This is a genomic window from Streptomyces sp. LBL, assembly GCF_029893585.1.
Taxonomy (GTDB): Bacteria; Actinomycetota; Actinomycetes; order Streptomycetales; family Streptomycetaceae; genus Streptomyces.
In genome coordinates, this window is the sequence record NZ_JARXYX010000008.1 from 1 (window position 1) to 18708 (window position 18708).

The 18708-nt window shown below is 69.2% G+C and carries 14 protein-coding genes and 1 pseudogene; 7 read left to right on the top strand and 8 right to left on the bottom strand.

The features are described 5' to 3' along the window. Positions 1-150: 150 nt before the first annotated feature. Positions 151-558, top strand: coding sequence for an IS200/IS605 family transposase (tnpA, locus tag M2271_RS11425; protein ID WP_280887262.1), 408 nt, complete (start codon positions 151-153; stop codon positions 556-558). A gap of 125 nt (positions 559-683) precedes the next feature. Here tnpA and M2271_RS11430 read toward each other — a convergent pair whose 3' ends face one another. From M2271_RS11430 to M2271_RS11455, 6 genes are all read right to left on the bottom strand, one after another. Next, positions 684-983: a hypothetical protein gene (locus tag M2271_RS11430; protein ID WP_280887039.1), complete on the bottom strand. Its 300-nt coding sequence runs from the start codon at positions 981-983 to the stop codon at positions 684-686. Positions 984-1282: 299 nt separating this feature from the next. Continuing rightward, positions 1283-1960, bottom strand: a complete 678-nt coding sequence (locus M2271_RS11435; RefSeq protein ID WP_280887040.1) for a GntR family transcriptional regulator — start codon at positions 1958-1960, stop codon at positions 1283-1285. A 333-nt stretch (positions 1961-2293) separates the two neighbouring features. Continuing rightward, positions 2294-3241, bottom strand: a complete 948-nt coding sequence (locus tag M2271_RS11440; RefSeq protein ID WP_280887041.1) for a beta-ketoacyl-ACP synthase III — start codon at positions 3239-3241, stop codon at positions 2294-2296. A 150-nt stretch (positions 3242-3391) separates the two neighbouring features. Next, on the bottom strand, positions 3392-3526 hold the full coding sequence (locus tag M2271_RS11445; protein WP_280887042.1) for a hypothetical protein: 135 nt from the start codon (positions 3524-3526) through the stop codon (positions 3392-3394). Beyond that, positions 3495-4829 (bottom strand): OFA family MFS transporter, encoded by a 1335-nt coding sequence (locus tag M2271_RS11450; protein ID WP_280887043.1) that lies wholly within the window; start codon positions 4827-4829, stop codon positions 3495-3497. The genes M2271_RS11445 and M2271_RS11450 overlap by 32 nt, the downstream gene beginning before the upstream one ends. A 230-nt stretch (positions 4830-5059) precedes the next feature. Continuing rightward, the gene (locus M2271_RS11455; protein ID WP_280887044.1) at positions 5060-6298 is read right to left on the bottom strand and encodes a transposase; all 1239 of its coding nucleotides are present in this window, start codon (positions 6296-6298) and stop codon (positions 5060-5062) included. Between the two features lie 424 nt (positions 6299-6722). Between M2271_RS11455 and M2271_RS11460 the strand changes: the two genes are divergently transcribed. Beyond that, positions 6723-10112 (top strand): glycosyl hydrolase, encoded by a 3390-nt coding sequence (locus M2271_RS11460; protein ID WP_280887045.1) that lies wholly within the window; start codon positions 6723-6725, stop codon positions 10110-10112. 457 nt (positions 10113-10569) lie between these two features. Here the strand turns inward: M2271_RS11460 and murJ are convergent, their stop codons facing one another. After that, positions 10570-12246 (bottom strand): murein biosynthesis integral membrane protein MurJ, encoded by a 1677-nt coding sequence (murJ, locus tag M2271_RS11465; protein ID WP_280887046.1) that lies wholly within the window; start codon positions 12244-12246, stop codon positions 10570-10572. A gap of 134 nt (positions 12247-12380) precedes the next feature. Here murJ and M2271_RS11470 point away from each other — a divergent pair. The 4 genes and pseudogenes from M2271_RS11470 to M2271_RS11485 form a co-directional block, all read left to right on the top strand. Further along, positions 12381-12695 (top strand): annotated as a pseudogene (locus M2271_RS11470) (4Fe-4S binding protein); the annotation flags it as partial. Positions 12696-12702: 7 nt separating this feature from the next. Beyond that, entirely contained in the window at positions 12703-13551 is an 849-nt protein-coding gene (gene fdhD / locus M2271_RS11475) for a formate dehydrogenase accessory sulfurtransferase FdhD (RefSeq protein ID WP_280887047.1), read from the top strand. 341 nt (positions 13552-13892) lie between these two features. Further along, positions 13893-14027 carry a hypothetical protein gene (locus tag M2271_RS11480; protein WP_280887048.1) on the top strand — a complete coding sequence of 45 codons (135 nt, stop codon included), beginning with the start codon at positions 13893-13895 and terminating at the stop codon, positions 14025-14027. 96 nt (positions 14028-14123) lie between these two features. Continuing rightward, positions 14124-15638 (top strand): HEXXH motif-containing putative peptide modification protein, encoded by a 1515-nt coding sequence (locus tag M2271_RS11485; protein WP_280887049.1) that lies wholly within the window; start codon positions 14124-14126, stop codon positions 15636-15638. Between the two features lie 78 nt (positions 15639-15716). Here M2271_RS11485 and M2271_RS11490 read toward each other — a convergent pair whose 3' ends face one another. Continuing rightward, positions 15717-16415 (bottom strand): response regulator transcription factor, encoded by a 699-nt coding sequence (locus M2271_RS11490; protein WP_280887050.1) that lies wholly within the window; start codon positions 16413-16415, stop codon positions 15717-15719. 323 nt (positions 16416-16738) lie between these two features. On the opposite strand from M2271_RS11490, the gene M2271_RS11495 reads away from it, so the two are divergent. After that, a complete protein-coding gene (locus M2271_RS11495; RefSeq protein ID WP_280887051.1) occupies positions 16739-18703 on the top strand; it encodes a sialidase family protein in 1965 nt (654 codons plus the stop codon). Positions 18704-18708: the final 5 nt, after the last annotated feature.

The following is an 18708-nucleotide window of genomic DNA, read 5'->3' on the forward strand; positions in this document are numbered from 1 at the left end:
TGTGAGCGTGGGGCCAGACCTCAGAACACTGGTCTGGGACAGCCCAGTTGAGACCGGGCTGCCCACTTGAATGGTGCGACCTCGTGTCGCACGCGGAAGCTGTACCGAAGCTGCATGACGGTCACGGTACATACTTGGGTTGTGGGCGAGATGCAGAAGATCAGGACTGGTCGGCAATGTGCTTTCGTGATGCATGTCCACTTGGTCTTTGTGACCAGGTTCCGGCACAAGGTGTTCACCGATGTTCATCTCACGCGCATGGAGGAGATCATGCGGTCGGTGTGCGCGGACTTCGAGTGCGAGCTGGTGGAGTTCAACGGCGAGGACAACCACGTACACCTCCTGGTGAACTTCCCGCCCAAAGTCGCCGTCACCAAGCTCGTGAACTCCCTCAAGGGCGTCTCCTCGCGCCGCCTGCGCCAGGAGTTCCCCGACCTGGTCCGCCACTACTGGCGGGCCAACAAACTATGGTCGGGGTCCTACTTCGCCGGGACGGTGGGTGGCGCCCCGCTCACCGTGGTCAGGCAGTACATCGAGCAGCAGAACCGGCCGGTGTGAGCACTGCCCGGCTCCACCGGGACCAAGCCGTCGCGGCGCTCCGCACCGCAGGTGGCGAGCACCCCATGCCCGGCTCCGCCGGACCAGACGCGGCGACGATCCGCCTCGCAACAACATGATTCGCTTCACCCCCGGCGTGAACACCGGGGCACTGCGAATGAATCCCGGTAGCCGGCTGGCAGGGCGGCCTCGTCGGGCGTCTCGCTGCGGTGCGGGATCAGCAAGACCGCCCGCCCCGCCACCCGGGCGGGAGCCGGGGCAACGGTCGCGGCGGCCCGGTCCTGCTCGGCCAGCCGATTCAGGACCCGCTCGGCGATCACCGGCTCCTCCCGCTCGGCCTGGACCTCCTGAAGCCGCTTGGCCAACTCCTCGGCGAGGGTGTCCAGTTCACTGCGGCGAGCCGTGATCCGCTCCAGCTCCTGCATCCCCACACCCTCCCCGCACTCTCCCGGCGTACCAGCCCGGTCACGGATCGTAAGAGCGGCAGGGCCGCCAGCGCAGCAGAACCCGACAACGCCTCCGGCCGACAGGTCAGACGATCTTCACCGTGGACACCGGCCGACGACCAGCGCGAGTATCCCGCCCGCCCCTCACACCAGACCCACGACCTGCAACTTCACGATGCACACTGCTCATTGGGCAACGCATGTGGGCAAACACATGTAGGCCAGCACGGGTGGGCCAGCACGAGTCGGCAAACACCCGTGGGCCAACGCCCGCAGGCCTACGACCGTTGACGCCCGTGATACGAGTGGCGCGTGTGCTCCGTGTGCTCCCGCATCAGCTCGGTCGCGCGCCGCTCGTCCCGCTCGGCGATCGCCGCGATCAGGGCGCGGTGCTCGATCCAGGACTGGTTGCCGCGCTGCCGGGCGACCGGCGTGTAGTACCAGCGCACCCGGCGGTCCACCTGTGCGGCAAGTTCCCCAAGGACCGCGTTGCCGGCGAGTTCCATGATCTTTGCGTGGAAACGCGCGTTCACGGCGACCGCGCTGTCCACGTCGTCGGTGGAGACGGCCTTCTCACCCTCCGCGCACAACTCCTCCAGCGCTGCGATCCCGGCGCTGCCCGCGTTCGCCGCCGCGAGGCGCGCCGCCTCCGCTTCCAACAGCGTGCGCACGGTGAGGAGTTGGTCGGCCTCCTCCTCGGTCGGCTCGTGCACGAACGCGCCCTGGGCGGGCCGCAGATCCACCCAGCCCTCGGTGTTCAGCCGCTGCAACGCCTCGCGCACCGGCTGCCGCGAGACCCCGAGATGCCCGGCGAGTTCGCTCTCGACGAGGTGCTGGCCGGGCTGCAGGGCACGGGTGGTGATCAGCTCGAGCAGGGCCTCGTAGACCCGGTCGCGCAGCGGACCGGGTCGTTCGAGCTTGGGCACTGCTCCCTGCGGCAGTCCTGTCGACAGCATCGCGGTCCCCCTCCTCGGCGGGCCGTGCACCACAGCCGTGAAGCCGGTGTGCCGCCGGGCGCCCTGGCATCAGGCACCGGGCGCCAGGCACCCGGTAGCGCCAGTATCGATCGTCTTTCGTCTACAGTCTACGGTGCGCAAAAGCCAGACAAACGGGAGGTTACCCGCGTCGCACCACGTTCGACCTCGTTACAACCTCGACACATCCCGACGCGGATCGGCACAGATCGGCACATCCTGCCGTATGTCGTCACACTGCGCGACACCGCACCGCACCGCACCTCACCGCACCCCACCGCACAGCACCTCACCGCATTTCACGCACCGCCCCGCTCAGGGACAGCGGACCACCTGTCCGGCGTACGACAGGTTCCCGCCGAACCCGAAGAGCAGCACCGGGCCCCCCGTGCCGATCACGCCCTGTTCCACCAGCTTGGAGAGGGCCAGCGGGATGCTCGCGGCCGAGGTGTTGCCGGATTCGACGACATCGCGGGCGATCACGGCATTCACCGCGCCCAGCTTCTCGGCGAGGGGGCCGATGATCCGCAGGTTCGCCTGATGGAGCACGACCGCGGCAAGGTCCGCCGGCTCGAGGCCCGCCCGCTCGCAGGCCTGTCGCGCGAGCGCCGGCAGCTGGGTGGTGGCCCAGCGGTACACGCTCTGCCCCTCCTGCGCGAACCGTGCGGGCTGCCCCTCGATCCGCACGGCGTGCCCCATCTCGGGCATGGAACCCCACAGGACGGGCCCGATCCCCGGCTCCTCGCCCGCAGCCGACGCCTCCACGATGGCGGCCCCCGCCCCGTCGCCGACGAGCACACAGGTTGTGCGGTCGGTCCAGTCGGCCACCTCGGACATCTTGTCGGCGCCGATGACCAGCGCACGGGTCGCCGCACCAGCGCGCAGGGTGTGGTCGGCGGTGGCCAGCGCATGGGTGAACCCGGAGCACACGACATTGACGTCCATCGCGGCGGGCGAGGGAATGCCCAGCCGCGCGGCGACCCGGGCGGCCATGTTCGGGGAGCGGTTCACGGCGGTCGAGGTGGCCACCAGCACCAGGTCGATGTCGGCGGGCATCAGGCCGGCCGCAGCCAGCGCCTTGGCGGCGGCGTGCGCGGCGAGCTCGTCGACGGGTTCATCAGGGCCCGCGATGCGCCGCGTAAGGATGCCCACCCGGGACCTGATCCACTCGTCGCTCGTGTCGACCATTCCCGCCAGGTCCTCATTGGTGAGCACCTTGGCGGGCTGGTAGTGACCGACGGCGGCGATGCGCGAGCCGTTCATGGGTGAATCCCCCTCATTGCACTTCAGGTAGCGGGATTCACCAGTCTGATCAGTGACTCGCGGGTACGACGGCAGGTGATGCCACAGGAAACAGGCACCCGGGTTGTCAGCTTCCGTCATACCTCTGGGCGCCCCGAGACTTCCTGACAGTCACCCGGTGAACAACTGGGTCGCCTTCTGTACGAGTTCGTAGACACCGTAGACGAGCGGCGTGCCCACCCAAAGCCAGGCGAAGGCGATCAGCCCACGTCGGTCAGGCGGACTCTGACTGCTGTCGCTGGACATCGGCGGTCTCCTCCCTCGGGGCGGGGATGTGATGACGGATGTGGACGGGCCGGACGAGTTCGTTGGCGACGAAGCCCACGACGAGCAGCCCGATCATGATGACGAAAGACAGACCGTACAGCGACGCACCGTGTTTGCCCGCCTCCTCCTGCCGGTCGGCGATCCAGTTGACGATCAGCGGCCCGAGGACACCGGCCGTGGACCACGCGGTGAGCAGCCGGCCGTGGATGGCGCCGACCTGGTAGGTCCCGAAGAGATCCTTCAGATAGGCGGGGACGGTGGCGAACCCGGCGCCGTAGAAGGACAGGATCACCAGGGCGCAGAGGATGAACAGCGGCTTGGACGAGTCACCGAACAGCGCGATCAGCGCGTACATCACCGCGCCGACGCCCAGGTAGACGCGGTAGATGTTCTTGCGGCCGATCAGGTCGGAGGTGGAGGACCAGCCGATGCGGCCCGCCATGTTGGCCGCCGACAGCAGGGCGACGAAGCCCGCCGCGGCCGACACCGACACCGGGGTCGAGGTGTCCCCGAAGAAGTCCGTGATCATCGGGGCGGCCTTCTCCAGGATGCCGATGCCCGCGGTCACGTTCATGCAGAGCACGACCCACAGGCACCAGAACTGCGGAGTGCGCACGGCGTTGCGTGCGGAGACCTGCGGGCCCGCCAGTACGCTCGGCGCGCCCCCGACCGGCTTCTCGGTACGAGGTACCCGCACCAGCAGCACGCCCAGGGTCATGAAGACCGCGTACACCAGCCCGTGGACGAGGAACGCGAGCGCGATGCCCGAGCTGTCGCTGCCGAACGACTTCAGCATCTGCGCCGACCACGGCGAGGCGATGAGCGCGCCGCCGCCGAAGCCCATGATGGCGATGCCGGTGGCCATGCCGGGCCGGTCCGGGAACCACTTGATCAGTGTGGAGACCGGCGAGATGTAGCCGATACCGAGGCCGATCCCGCCGACGAACCCGTAGCCGAGGACGATCAACCAGTACTGCTCGGTGGCGGCGCCGAGGGCGGAGAGCAGGAAGCCGGAGGAGAAGCAGATCAGCGCCACGGTCATCGCCCAGCGCGGTCCGTTGCGCTCCACGAGCGTGCCGCCGAACGCGGCCGACAGGCCGAGCATGACGATGCCGAGCTGGAAGGGCAGCGCGCTCTGTGTGCCGGTGAGGCCGAGAGCGGATTCGAGGGGCGGCTTGAACACGCTCCAGGCGTAGGCCTGGCCGATGGAGAGGTGGACCGAGAGGGCGGCAGGCGGAACCAGCCAGCGGCTCCATCCCGGGGGTGCGACTGGGGGACTCATGATCCCCAACGTTATGAAGTCGGCGAGGAGTTGAGAAGACGGCACGTCGACGGTATGCGATGAACGGTATCCAACACGCGCCGAACGGTCGTACCGACCGGTTTCACCGACCCCTGCCAGGCACATCGGCCCCTTGGCGCCGTTGCAGCATGCTCCGTCGCTTCGATCTGGAACACGCCTTCCGCTTCCTGACGCAAGACCCTGAACCGACCACCGTCAACGACCCGGGACTAAAGTCCCAGGCTTGCACAGCGGGCGCCACTGGTTGTGGTGCTGCGCTTGCGTCCGGTCCCGCCCTCGGGTTTCGGGGGTGGGTCTGGGGCGGTTGACTGCGCCCCGCGTCGCCACAACTCTTCCGCGCGAGCACGGATGTTGCGGGAGCCGTTCCGGTCCGCGTGATCAACGAATCCGCAGGACCGGCACGCGAACCACGCCTGGGAGACCCGGTTCGCCTGGTCGATGTGGCCGCATTCGGTGCAGGTGCGTGATGTGTACGCCGGATCGACGTACACCACCGGCACCCCGGCCCTCTTGGCCTTGTACGCGATGAACTGTCCCAGCTGGGCGAAGGACCAACTGGAGTGGGTAGCCCGTTGGGGCTTGCGAAGCCGTACCCTCTCGCGGATGCCCGTCAGGTCTTCCAGGGCGATGCCGCGCGAGGTGCGTTCTGCCTCGGCCACCACATGTTTCGCGATCTTGTGGTTGATGTCTTTCGCCCGCCGTGCTTCCTTGCGCCCGCGCTTTTTCAAACGGCGCTTGGCGGACGGGGTGTTCTTCTTCTGCAGTTTGGTGCGCAGGGTGCGTTCGCGCAGCCGTCCCCGGTTCAGGGCGCGTCCGGCCATGATCTGGCCGTCACTCGTGGTGGCGATGTTCACGATCCCCAGGTCGATGCCGAGGAACCCATCCGGGGCTGTGCTCGGTTCGGTTTCGGGGATCTCGCAGGTGGCGTTCAGGAACCACATGCCGTCCCGACAGAGCAGGTCGGACTCGCCCTTGCGGTACAGCGCCAGACAGGCCAGCTGCTTAGGGGAGGCGGCGAACGCCACCCCCTTCATCCGCCCGGACAGGGTCCAGACGGAGACGGTCCGCTCGGTGATCTGCCAGGACAGCATTCGGTCGTCATAGGGCTGCGCGCCCTCGGGCCGGAACGTGATCGGCTTCTCCACCGTCCGCCGGTACCGCTTCGACCACGGCTTGCCCAGGTGCCCGGCCTTCAGGTTCGCCGCCAGCGTGCGGTAGGCGTCACAGGTCTTCTTGATGGTGTGCTGAGCGGCCTGCGCGCCCAGCCCCCACCGCCGCCTGACCTCGGTGTAGGTGTGCTCACGCAACGCGAAGTTCCGCTTCACATCCTTGGCGAAGGCCACCTCGGACACCCAGCACGCCGCCTCGTTACAGGAGCGCAGGGTCGCCTCAAGCGCCGCCGCCTGTACGGGCGTCGGCAACAGCTTGACCTGCACCACCAGCTTCATGACACCCGAACCTACACAGCCGCCCGCACACACAGACGCCTTCCGCACACCCGCCCCACCATCCAGTGACCCACCGACCGTATGTTCGACATTGACGGCTCCGCCGGACAGCCCTGCGGGCGCTCCGCGCCCGAACTCCCGGACACTGCGACGCTCCGCGTCGCCACCACACGATGCGATTCCTCCCAGGCGTAAACGCCTGGGGTTCCTCGCAAGAATCTCGCTGAAACATGCTCAACAGTTTCTGCCGCCCTACCCGTTGACGCCGGCAACACGCGCCCCTTAGGGTTGGATGAAACGTTTCAATCAGTGTGGCTTTTCCTGCGTGCCGCCCCCGCCTCACGCGGCTCCGGCGCGACGAACTGCTCCCGGAAGTGCCATGCCCTGTCCTGCGCCCCCGGTCCTTCCGTCCCGAGGAGCAAGGTTGAGCGACAGAAGAGCCGTTGAGATCGTGACCACCCATGACGGCCCCGAACTTTCCCGGCGCACCGTCCTCGCCCTGACCGGCGCTGCCGCGCTGGTCGCGACCGCCCCGTCGGCTTCTGCCGGGCCGGCGTCAGCCACCCCGGCAGAAGTCGGCAACGGGTCTCAGGCGGCTCGCTTCGCGAACCCCCGTTCCGACAGCAGGCCCACGATCCTGTGGTTCTGGAACGGCACCGTCACCGACGACCTCGTTCGCGAGCAACTCGCCGACATGCGCGACAAAGGCATCCGTGAGGTACTCGTCTTTCCCTTCGAGACCGCGGAACTGCAGCCGCGTTTCTTCAGCGAGGCATGGTTCGACCTCATCGGCTTCACCCTTCGTGAGGCCCAACGCCGCGGCATGCACGTGTGGTTGTTCAATGACGACTACTTCCCGAGCGGTCGAGCGGGCGGACTCGTCGTCGCAGGCGGCAGGGTGGGCGACCGGGTCCTGCCTCCGCGACCGAAATACGGACTGAAGGGCGTCGGACTGGCTCAACTGGACGTACCCGGCGGCACCACCGTCCGGCTGGTCGCCCAAGGGCTCTCGGTCGTGGACGGTCAGCTGATGGTCGACGCACGGACGCGCGACGGGGTGACCCTCCTGCGCGACGGATCCGACTGGCGGGACTACGACGTGCACGCGGTCGTACGCATCGAGCAGGCCACCGCCGGGCTGATGGTGCGCAGCGCCGACGAGTCCAACGGACTGTTGGTGGACCTGCGCGCGGACGGGGGAGTGGACCTGTGGCGTCAGCGCGAGGGCCGGTTCGACCTTCTGTACCGGGGTGGGGATGTCAGCGGGTTCGTCCCGGCGGAGCCTCACCGGCTGGACGTGGTGCTGCGCGGTTCCCGAGTGCAGATCTCCCTGGACGGGACGGACCTCCCTCTCCTTGAGGACAACGCTGTTGCAGCCGGCCGCGTCGGGGTGAGGGCCACCGCGAGTCAGCGCTCCGCGTGGGACGCCCTGTCCGTACGCGATGCCGACGGCGATCAGCTGTACAGCCAGTCATTCGACAGCCCGGACGCGCTGGACAGCTTCCTGCTGCCCGAGCCGGCTCCGCTCGCCGGCGCGGCGGCCTGGCCGAAGGGTGCGACATCCACGGACAGCCTGATCGACCTCACCGCCGAGGCACGCGCCTCGGGCACATGGACTGCCCCCGGCGGGCAGTGGCACGTCGGGCTCTTCCCCGTACGGGAACTGGCCCAGAACGCGGACCCCAGCCGCAACTATCTGAACCTGCTGGACGACGAAGCCGTCGATCTGTTCCTGGAGACCGTCCCCGGCGAATACGTCCGCCGGTTCCCGTGGGCGGTCGGAACCGTACTGCGCGGCTTCGCCGACGACGAGCCGTTCCTTGCCTCGGCCGACTCACGGCAGTTGAACGCCCTCCCCTGGTCGACGACGCTGGAGCGGGAACTCGACCGGCTCGGCGCCCGCCCCGGCCCGGCACTGGCTGCTGCCCTGACCAGCCTCGGCGCCAAGGGCGAGCCGCTGCGTGGCACCTATTGGCGCGCGGTGTCGAACCGCTACGCCGCCGCCTACTATCGCCGCCAAGGAGCCTGGATGGCGGAAAGGGGGCTGCGTTTCATCTCCAACCCCCTGTGGGACGAATACGGCCCGGCGGAGCAGATACGCAGTTCCGGCAACCTCAACACGAGCAACCAGTGGGCACAGATCCCGGGAACCGACCTGATCGGCGACCACTACCAGCGCGGATACCACCGCACCCTGTCCCGCTGGCCCGCCAGCGCCGCCCACCAACTCGGCAAGGAACGCGTCTACCTGGAAGCGATGGGGGCCACCGGCTGGTCCGTCACACCGGCTCTGACACGCGAGGTCGTCGGCGCGTTCGCGGTACGTGGCGTCAACCACACCCTTCTGCACGCCAGTTTCACCAATGAGAAGCAGATCGTGTACCCGCCGCCGTTCCAGCCGGTGAACCCCTGGTGGGACCATGCGCAGCCGCTCAACGACTGGATCGGCCGCCTGATGGAGGCATGCCGGGCGCCGGCGGCTCCCCACACCGCTCTCCTTCAACCCCAACGAGCAGCCGAGAACTACCAGGACACCTCTCTCGCGGAACAACTCGACAAGGACTTCACCGCCGCCGCCCACGCGCTGGAGGACTCCCAGGTCGACTTCGATTTCCTCGACGAAGGAGCACTTGACGACGATCCGGCGCTCCGGGCCGTCGCCCGGCCCGATGGGGCACACCTGGTTGTCGGCCACCAGGAGTACCGCGCTGTGGTGCTGCCCCGGACTCCCATGCTGGCCCTGGGCACTGTCGAGACGCTGCGGCGCTTCGCGCGCGGCGGAGGCACGGTCGTGGCCGTCGGGGATCTTCCCGGCCAGGAGTCCGGCGGTGACCATGCCGGCCTGCGCCGTGCACTGGATGGGCTGTTCGCCGAACGGTCAGCGCACCGAGTCACCGACGTGTCGTCCGCGGCAACGGCGGTGGTGTCCGCCGGCTGCGCCGCGGCAACTGTTTCCCCGCACACCGCCGACGTGCGGGTGATGCGGCTGGCATACGGCCATGACACGGCGTTCGTCGTGACCAACGAACACGCGGCGGCCGTGGCTGCCACCCTGACGCTTCCGGCGGCCGGCACACCGGAGATATGGGACCCGGACACCGGCACGGTGACGCCCGCGGGAGTGTGGCGCCCCGCCCCGTTCCCCGGCCGGCGCACGGACGGCACAGCGGTGGAGGTACGGATCGAGGCCAGGGCGACGCTGCTGGTCGTGGTGCGCAAGGTTGTTCGCCAACCCCTCCATGCCACTTCGTCCTCGGCTCCCGTGGAACGGATCCGCACGACGGCACACGGTGCTCTCGCAGTCGTCGTGGCGGACGAGCCAGGCCAGGTCACGGTGGCCGCCACCGACGGACGACGCACCTTCAAGGGCAGCACCGAGGTGACCGATCCGCTCACCGCGATCGCCCTGGACGGCGACTGGACCTTCCGCTTCGACCGCGAAGGAGCCCCCTCCCTCTCCCAGCCTCTGCGCTCCTGGACGGAACTGGACGCAAGACACTCCGGAACGGCCGACTACGAAAAGACCTTCCAGATGGACGCTGGGACTCTGACCGAACGCCGCTGGACGCTGGAGCTTGGAGACGTACGCGACGTCGCCCGCATCTCCGTCAACGGCACGATACTTGGATCCCGGCTGTGGTCCCCGTACCGGATCGACGTCACTGACGCACTGCGGCCAGGACGCAACACCGTGCATGTCCAGGTGACCAACACCGGAGCAGACGAACGCGGTGAGGCGGTCGCGTCAGGACTGTTGGGTCCGGTGACCCTGCACCCTTCACGGACGGTGGAGGTATCGCTGCGACGTGCCTGAGCCCTTGGCCGCAAGACCGGCTCAGACCTGCCGATCGGCGGGGTGTTGGCTGGGAGAGTGACAGGTGGTGATCCTTGCGGTAGGCCGGTGGTATGCGGTATGCGGTATGCGGTACGCGGTACGCGCAGGATGGCGGGCGCGGTCTTCTCCAGCGTTGTCCCGGGTCGCGGCGCTTTCTCCGCAGGTCAGCGCAATTTGGCAGAGTAAAGGGACGTCAGGCAGGTAGCCGGTGCAGAGCCTGGGCGCGGGCGACGACCGGTAAGGAGGTCGACTCCACCAGATGCCCGAAGGACGTGCCGTCCGCGGCCTCCCGCAGTTGTTCCTGCCCACCAGAACAGCATCACGAGAAGAAGCCCAAGGCGCACTTCAACGACATGCTCACAGCCCGCAACCAATCGATCAGGCCCACACGTCTTCGGTGTCCGAGCATGATCGAGTGTGACCACCGGTGCCGGGCTCAGCTCAGCCCCGGCAGGCTGCGCACTTCCACGATCCGCAGGAGCCGCGCAAGGAGCAGGAACAGCAGGGCCATGGCGATGCCGCCCGCAGCGAGCGAGAGCGCGGGCGCCAAAGAAACTGACGTCAGGCTCTGGCTGCAAGAGCGGGCGATGAGCCACCCTGCAGCCCCGGCGACGGTGGCGGCTGCGGTCAGTTTTGTGTAGGTGCGACAGATCCGCCGGCCGTCGAGGAGCCCCTCCGTGCGCCGCCGCAGGCGCAAGGCGGTCACCAGCAGGCCGATCGCGTAGGACAGGGCGTAGGCGGCGGCCATCCCCGTGACCGCCCAACGCGGGGGCAACAGGAGGTGGCAGGCTGTGGCGAGAGCGATGTTGATGCCACTGATCCACACCGCCATCCGGAACGGCGTGCGGGTGTCCTCGAAGGCGTAGAAGCCGCGCAGCAGGAGGTACTGGGCGGAGAACGGGATCAGTCCCAGGCCGAAGGCTTGCAGCATGTGGCCCAGGGGGACAGTGGCTGCCGTGTCGGCGGCGCCGTGGGCGAACAGCAGCTGAGCGATCTGCGGACCGAAGGCGAGGAAGAAGAAGGCAGCCGGCACGATGATGACACCGCTGACCCGCAGCGCGCGGGACAGGTCGGCGCGCAGGTCCTCGACGCGATGCTCCGTCACTGCCCGGCTCATGCGCGGGAGCAGGGCAGTCACGAGGGAGACAGTGACGATCGACTGGGGCAGCATCCATATCTGCTGGGCGTAGCTGTAGGCGGTGTAGCCGACGCCGTCGCGAGGCAGAGCAGCGTCGGCGGAGGAGGCCAGGCGGGTGACCACTGTGCTCGCCACGAGGTTGGCCAGCACGAACAGTAAGGTCCAGCGGGCCGCGTTCACGCTCTTGCGCAGGCCGGTGCCGCGCCAGTCGAAGCGCGGCCGGAATCGAAAGCCGGCCGCGCGGGCGTAGGGAATCAAGGCGAGTGCCTGGAGGGCGAGAGCGAGTGTGGTCCCGATCCCGAGCAGTCTGACCTGGGCGTCGGTGACGTCCGAGACCTGTTCGGGGGCGGTCATCAGGCCCAGGTAAAGGCCGAACATCGCGATCAGGACGAGATTGTTGAGGACTGGGGTCCACATCATCGCGCCGAACCGGTTCCGGGCATTGAGGACTTGACCGAAGATGCTGAACACGCCGTAGAAGAAGATCTGCGGGAGCAGGAAGCGGGCAAAGACCACGGTCAGCTCAAAAGCGTCGTGCGTGGCGAGTGTGTCGTGCTGGTAGACGCTGATGATCTCAGGGGCGGCCCACGTGGCCAGCGCGGTCCCCACGCCGAGGACGCACAGCACCAGGGTGACCAGGCGTTGCTCAAAAGCGGCGCCGCCGTCGGGATCTTCCGCGCGGGCTCGAACCAGTTGGGGAACCAGGACAGAGTTGAGCGCGCCGCCGATCAGCAGGAAGTACAGGCTGGTCGGCACCGTGTTGGCCTGGTTGTAGGTAGTGGCCAGCAGCCCCGTGCCCAGCGCGGCGGCCTGCAACACCTGCCGTATCAGCCCGGTGGCACGCGAGACAAGCGTTCCCGCCGCCATCAACGCGGACGACCGCAGCAGCCCGCCCCCACCTCTCGGCTTCTTCAGGGCCGCGTGCCTCCGTCTTGTGGACCGCTCTAACCGCTCGGACGACGTCTCCTCGATCATGGGCACAATCTACGATCCACACCTCGCCCATCCGAAGGAGCCTCGGAAATCGAGGTCCAGGACAAACCACCCAGGGCGCCGTTGTCGGCCAACCATCACCGCGAGTCACAGCCGCCAACCAGAAATCAAATCCGCTCGCGGTGGAGCACGACGCACCCCTGACCGACTCGGCGTGCGTGTACTGCGGCAACTGCATCGAGGTGTGCCCGACGGGGGCGCTGTCGTTCACGTCGGAGTTCGACATGCGGGCGGCCGGTACGTGGGACGAGTCGGCGCAGACCGAGACGACCACGGTGTGCGCCTACTGCGGAGTGGGCTGCAATGTCACCCTGCACGTGCAGGACAATGAGATGGTCAAGGTCACCTCGCCGCACGACAATCCGGTGACCCACGGCAACCTCTGCATCAAGGGCCGTTTCGGCTACCAGCACGTACAGAACCGGGGCTGATCAGGACATGGGACGAGTCACGGAACGACGCAAGGTGATCCGCATCCGGGACGGGGTGGTCTCCAGCCGCCCGGACACGCTCGTCGCCGAGGAACCACTGGAGATCAGGCTCAACGGCAAGCCGCTCGCGATCACCATGCGCACCCCGGGCGACGACTTCGCGCTCGCCGCCGGGTTCCTGGTGAGCGAGGGTGTCCTGGCCGCCGCGTCCGACCTACTGAACATCGTCTACTGCGCGGGTGCCACGGTCGACGGATCGAACTCGTACAACGTGGTGGACGTGCGCACCGCGCCGGACGTCTTGATACCCGACATCACCCTCGAACGGAACGTCTACACCACCTCGTCCTGCGGCCTGTGCGGCAAGGCGAGCCTCGACGCGGTCCGTACGACGGCCCGCTGGCCCATCTCCGACAATCCCCCGGTCCGCGTCGACCCCGAGCTGCTCACGAGCCTCCCCGACCGGCTGCGGGCGGCCCAGCGGGTCTTCGACCGGACCGGGGGCCTGCACGCGGCGGCCCTGTTCACCGAGGAGGGGGAGCTGGTCGACATACGCGAGGACGTGGGCCGGCACAACGCGGTCGACAAACTGGTCGGCCGCGCCCTGCAGAACGGGGACCTGCCGCTGTCCCGCACGCTCCTGCTGGTGTCGGGCCGGGCCTCCTTCGAGCTGGCGCAGAAGGCCGTGATGGCGGGCATCCCGGTGCTGGCGGCCGTCTCGGCGCCGTCGTCCCTGGCGGTGGACCTGGCCGCGGAGACGGGGCTGACGCTGGTGGGCTTCCTGCGGGGCACCTCCATGAACGTGTACGCGGGCGAGGACCGCATCGCCCTGCGGGCCGCCGCCGCCGGGGGCTGACCGGTTCTCCCCGCTGCACGGCGGCGGGGCCCCGGCCGGCGGGGAGCGCCCCCGCGCCGCGGGGGCCCGCCTCAGCCCGTCGTGTCTGCGCCCTCCGCAGCCGGACTGAAGGTGAGGGGGGAGGCGGAGGTCACGGGCAGCGGTGTGCCGGTCGCCTCGCGGCCCGCTCTCGTCGTTATGCCCGGGGCGTAAGTACAAGGCGTTTGCCGGGACATGGGACCAAAGTCGGGACAACGATCATGTCGATGCGGGACGCGGGGTGACGGAAGATGATGCGTCCGGCAGGGTGCCATCCGCCCTGGCCGGGCCGCTCCACGCACTGATGATCGAAGGGACCGGACATGCTGGTAGACCACATCGAGACCCCTGACCTGGCTCCGCAGACCTACCTCGACGACGAAGCCCCCGAGGTGGCCGTCGACGCAGCGGAGGAGCGCGCCTGGCTCCCGTCGTACCAGGCGGTCCGGACCGCCTGACGCGCGGCGCGTCCGCCCGGCACCGGGTCCCGACAGGGGCCCGGTGCCGGCGCGTTGCGTCCACGTTCGCCGCCAGACTTCGAAGGACGGTTTCTCGTGCCCGCTTCACCTTCCGCCGCTGAGACGGTCACCGACCGGGCGGCACAGGCCGACACCCTGCTCTGCGCCGATCAGCAGTTCGGCGACTCCGCCGCCATCGGCGAGCGCAATCTCGCCCGGTTCCGGCTGGGTCTGACCATGCTGGCTCGGCATGACGACGGGGCAGCGGACGTGCTGCGCACGACGGCCGCGGCGGCCGACGAACGCCTCCGTCCGCTCCTGTACGACCCGGTGCTGCGCAACTGCTTCGAAGTGGACCTCGCGCGACTGGAGAGCGGCGAGCTCCAACACAGTTCGTTCGGGGCCTTCGTGGCCGCGGGGGCGTCCGCCTCGGCGGCGGACCCGTCGTCGCCCATGGGGCCCTGCGAAGCCCTCACCCGCCCCCACCGGCAAGCCTGGCCCGCTCTCGGGAACGCCTGGGTACTGACGGAGCCGACGTCGGACGACAGTGCGCAGAAGATGCTGGCCGAACGCCTCATGGAGCTGTTCCGTGACGCGCTCGGCAGCCGGACGGCCGGCCCGGTCGATCCGACGGACAGCGTCCACGCCGTCCTGGGTGAGGGCGCGGAACTCCTCGCGACGCTACTGCCCGCCGCGGGAGCCGGTGTGCTGGGGCACGTCACCATGGTCGGCTTCACCCACCGGGAGAGCGAGGAGGGCCCCCTGCAATCCATGTCCGGCGGCGACCCGCTCCCCTCGACGGTGCTGCTGGCGCCCGAACGCTGCACGTCCCCGTGGCTCGCCGCCGAGAGCCTGCTGCACGAGGGCGCGCACCTCAAACTCTTCGACGCGCTCCGTACGGGCTCCGTCGTCAAGAACGCCACCGAGCGCGTCCCGATCCCGTGGCGGATCGGTTCCTGGACGGTCATCCAGGTGTTCGTCGCCCTGCATTTCTACGTGCACCTGCTGGTCTTCCGGGCCGCGGCGGCCACCGCTGGGGAAGAGGTCCGGGAGAGGTTCGGTCCGCCCCCGTCGGTCGAGGACCTCGACGAGCCCAGCCCCGGCACCCCCGCCGCCCGCAGCGGGCAGTACCGGACCAGCGTGGAACGGGCCCGTCACCTCGCCGAGTGTGTGCTCTCGCTGCCGGAGGAGGCGCTCACCGAGAACGGGCACCGGTTCGCCCGGTGGCTCCTCACCGCGCTGCGTCTGGTGGACGACGACGCGCCGCTTCCCCCGGATCGGGCCGCGGCCACGACCGGGCGGACGCAGCCGTCGCAGCCGTCGGCGGTTTCCCCGACAGGCGCCCTCCAGCGGGTCACACCGGTGGACGCATGCGCGCTGCCCGGCCTGGGACAACTCGTCGTCAGCCCCACCCGGTCGGCCCGCATGCACTGGCTGAACGCGCGCTCGTGGACGGTCTACTCCCTGTGCGACGGGCGTGACCTCGGCTCGGTCCACACGGCCTACGCCCGAGCGGCCGGTCTCCCGGCCGGCTCGGAGGAGGTCGGCCGGCAGGTGAGTGACAGCGTGCGCCGGCTTGTGGCCGCCGGCCTCGTCACCCAGGACACATGACGGTCCGCGCTCCGGGCACCGATCCCGTCGGCCACCACCCTCGAACTGTTCCGCTCCTCCGCTCCTCCCCTCCTCCGCTCACCTACCTGCCAAGCCCGTGCCGGGGCCGACCGTCTCCAGGCCGGCCAGCCGTGCGGACACAATGGCCTCCAGCCGATTGGAGACATTGATTTTCGGCAGGATGGCCGAGACGTAGTTGCGCACGGTCTTCTCCGAGATGAACAGCTCCTGTGCTATCCGGCGGTTTCGGTAGCCGAACGAGACGAGTCGCAGTACCTCCCGCTCCCGGTGCGTCAGCGCCGGGAAGGGGAGCGTGCTGTCGTCTCGCACCAGCCGCGCCAGGAGGGCGGAAAGTTCGCCCCCGGCCCGCGGGCCCAGCGTGACGTACCCCCGCTGCACGGCCCGCACGGTACGCAGCAGGTCCGCCGTGTCGGTGTTCTTGAGCAGGTAGCCCGTGGCCCCCGCCAACAGTGTGGTCAGCAGCAGGTTGTCGTCGTCGTGCTCCGGGGACACCGAGGCGACCAGTCGCGGCGCCGGGTACTGTCGGCGCAGCTGCTGAAGCAGCCCGATCCCCGCGCGGCCGGGGAGGTCGAGGTCGACGATGACCACATCGGGCTTCTCCTCCCGAACCGCCCGAACGCCGGTGTACGGGTCGTGGGTCCCTGCGGCAACGGTGATCCCATCACCTTCGAGCGCGGAACGTAAACCGCTCAGAATCAGCGGGATGCTCTCTATTACCACCACGCGCGTACCGACATCTCGGACCGCATCGGCCATTCTGACTCATCCTTACACCCGCGTCGGTGTGAGCTACCACGAAGCGCTCTTCCCCACACCGTCATTATCAACTTCCGGGTGAAGCGTAGAACCTCCGTTGACCGGCGGGCCGGCACGCGGCATGGGGCCCCGATGACGTCCCGCCGAAGGCGCTGTCGGCGAATTCCTCGTCACCAGGCTCGGGAAGGTGCTGCTGCGTCCGTGACGGGCCCACCGCGCCGGTTCGCGCGTCCGTGACGCGCCCACCGATCCGGTTCACGTGACTGACGGATCGTCAGACATAGCATCTCGTGATGTTCGGACCGAAAAAGGGCAGGAGCCCCATGTCGGCATGGCATCACGCGCGTCTGAGACCCACCCTGGCAGCGGCCTTCACCGCGATGGCGCTGGCCGCCACCCCCACGCCCCCTCCCACTCCCGTACCCGACCGGCCCGAATCCCACGCGGCGGAGTTCGAGCAGCAGGTCCTCTTCAAGGCCTCCCAGGACCCCGGCTACGCCTGTTTCCGCATCCCGGCGATCGTGCAGACCGTCGACGGGACCCTGCTGGCCTTCGCCGAGGGGCGGGTCGTCAACTGCGGTGACGCCGCCGACATCGACATCGTCCTCAAGCGCTCCACGGACGGCGGCCGTACCTGGGGCCCGCTCCAGGTGGTCAGCGAGGGCGGCGGCGACACCCACGGCAACCCCGCCCCGGTCGTGGACCGGACGACGGGCCGCATCCTGCTCGCCGAGACCTACAACACCGGCCGCACCGACGCCGAGAGCTGTACCGTGCCCTGCGACCGCACCCCGCGTCTGCAGTACAGCGACGACAACGGTCTGACCTGGTCGGCGCCGCGCGACCTGAGCCCCGAGATCCGGCCCGCCCAGTGGAACTCCTGGTACGCCACCGGCCCCGTGCACGGCGTCCAACTCACGCACGGTCCGCACGCCGGACGGCTGGTGTTCGGCGCCAACACCGAGACGTGGGACGGCAGCCGGGTCACCACCAACCACGCGGCCCTGGTCGTCAGCGACGACGGCGGCGACCACTGGAAGGTCGGCGCCACCGACTCCTGGCCGATCCCGGCGGACGGCGCGTTCCGGCAGAAGCCGTCCGAGTTGACCCTCACCCCACGCCCCGACGGTTCGCTGCTGGTCAGCGGCCGGGAACAGGACGGCACCGACCTCGGCCACCGCACCCAGGCCGTCAGCCTCGACGGCGGCGACACGTTCGCCGCCCCCTTCGCCGGCCTCCCCGACCTGTACGCGCCCCAGGTCCAGTGCGCGACGCTCCCCTTCGACGACCGTGTCCTGTTGTCCTGCCCCGGCGATCCCGACCGCCGTCGGACCATGATGATCCGCTCCTCCTACGACGGCGGCACCACCTGGGACAGCGCCGACCGGGGCACGGTCGTGACCACCGACTGGTCCGGCTACTCCGACCTGGCCCCGGTCGACGAGGACACCGTGGGCCTGCTGTACGAGGGCGGTACCGTCGACGCCCGCGACGAGATCCGTTTCGCCCGCTTCACCGAGGACTGGCTCGGGCCGCGCCGGGCCGCGGATCCGACCACCGTCGACCTCTCCCCGGGCGGGCTGCCCGCGGCCGTGCTCGGCGGGGCGAAGGAGACGGACGGCGCCCTGGGCGGCGCCCTGGAGTTCGACGGCACCGACGACGCCGTGCGCCTGCCGTACCGCAGCCGACTCCTCCTCGGGACCAAGGAGTTCACCGCGTCCCTGTGGTTCCGGTACACCGCCACGAGTGGAGAGCAGCCGCTGCTGTGGATGGGCGGGGTCGGCAACGGTCAGCCACAGGTCACGCTGAGCGCGGATCCCGCGGACAACCGGCTGCAGGGCCAGATCACCGTGCGGGACGGCGCCACGACGGTGCGCGCGGCCACCGTCAGCAGCACCGCCGCCCTCAACGACGGTACGTGGCACCGACTGGCTCTGCGCCGCGACGGAGGTAGCTCCCGCGCGGGCGGCGCCGGGCGCGAGGAAGGGCTCGGAGAAGGGCGGAGGGAAGGGCGGAGGGAAGGGCGGAGGGAAGGGCGACTGACCCTGTTCGTCGACGGCACCGCGATCGGCGGCACCGCGGACGTGTCCGGTTCCGTCAGCCGCAACTCGCCGTTCGGGGTGCACATCGGGCAGCGGATGGACAGCCGGGCCTTCTTCACCGGGGCGATCGACGACGTCCACGTCTGGGACCGGGCGCTCACCGACGCCGAAATCGCCGCCCGAACGGCGCCCCTGACGGACACGGTTCTCTGGCTGCCCATGGACCAGGTGAGCGACAGCCGCTAACGTCC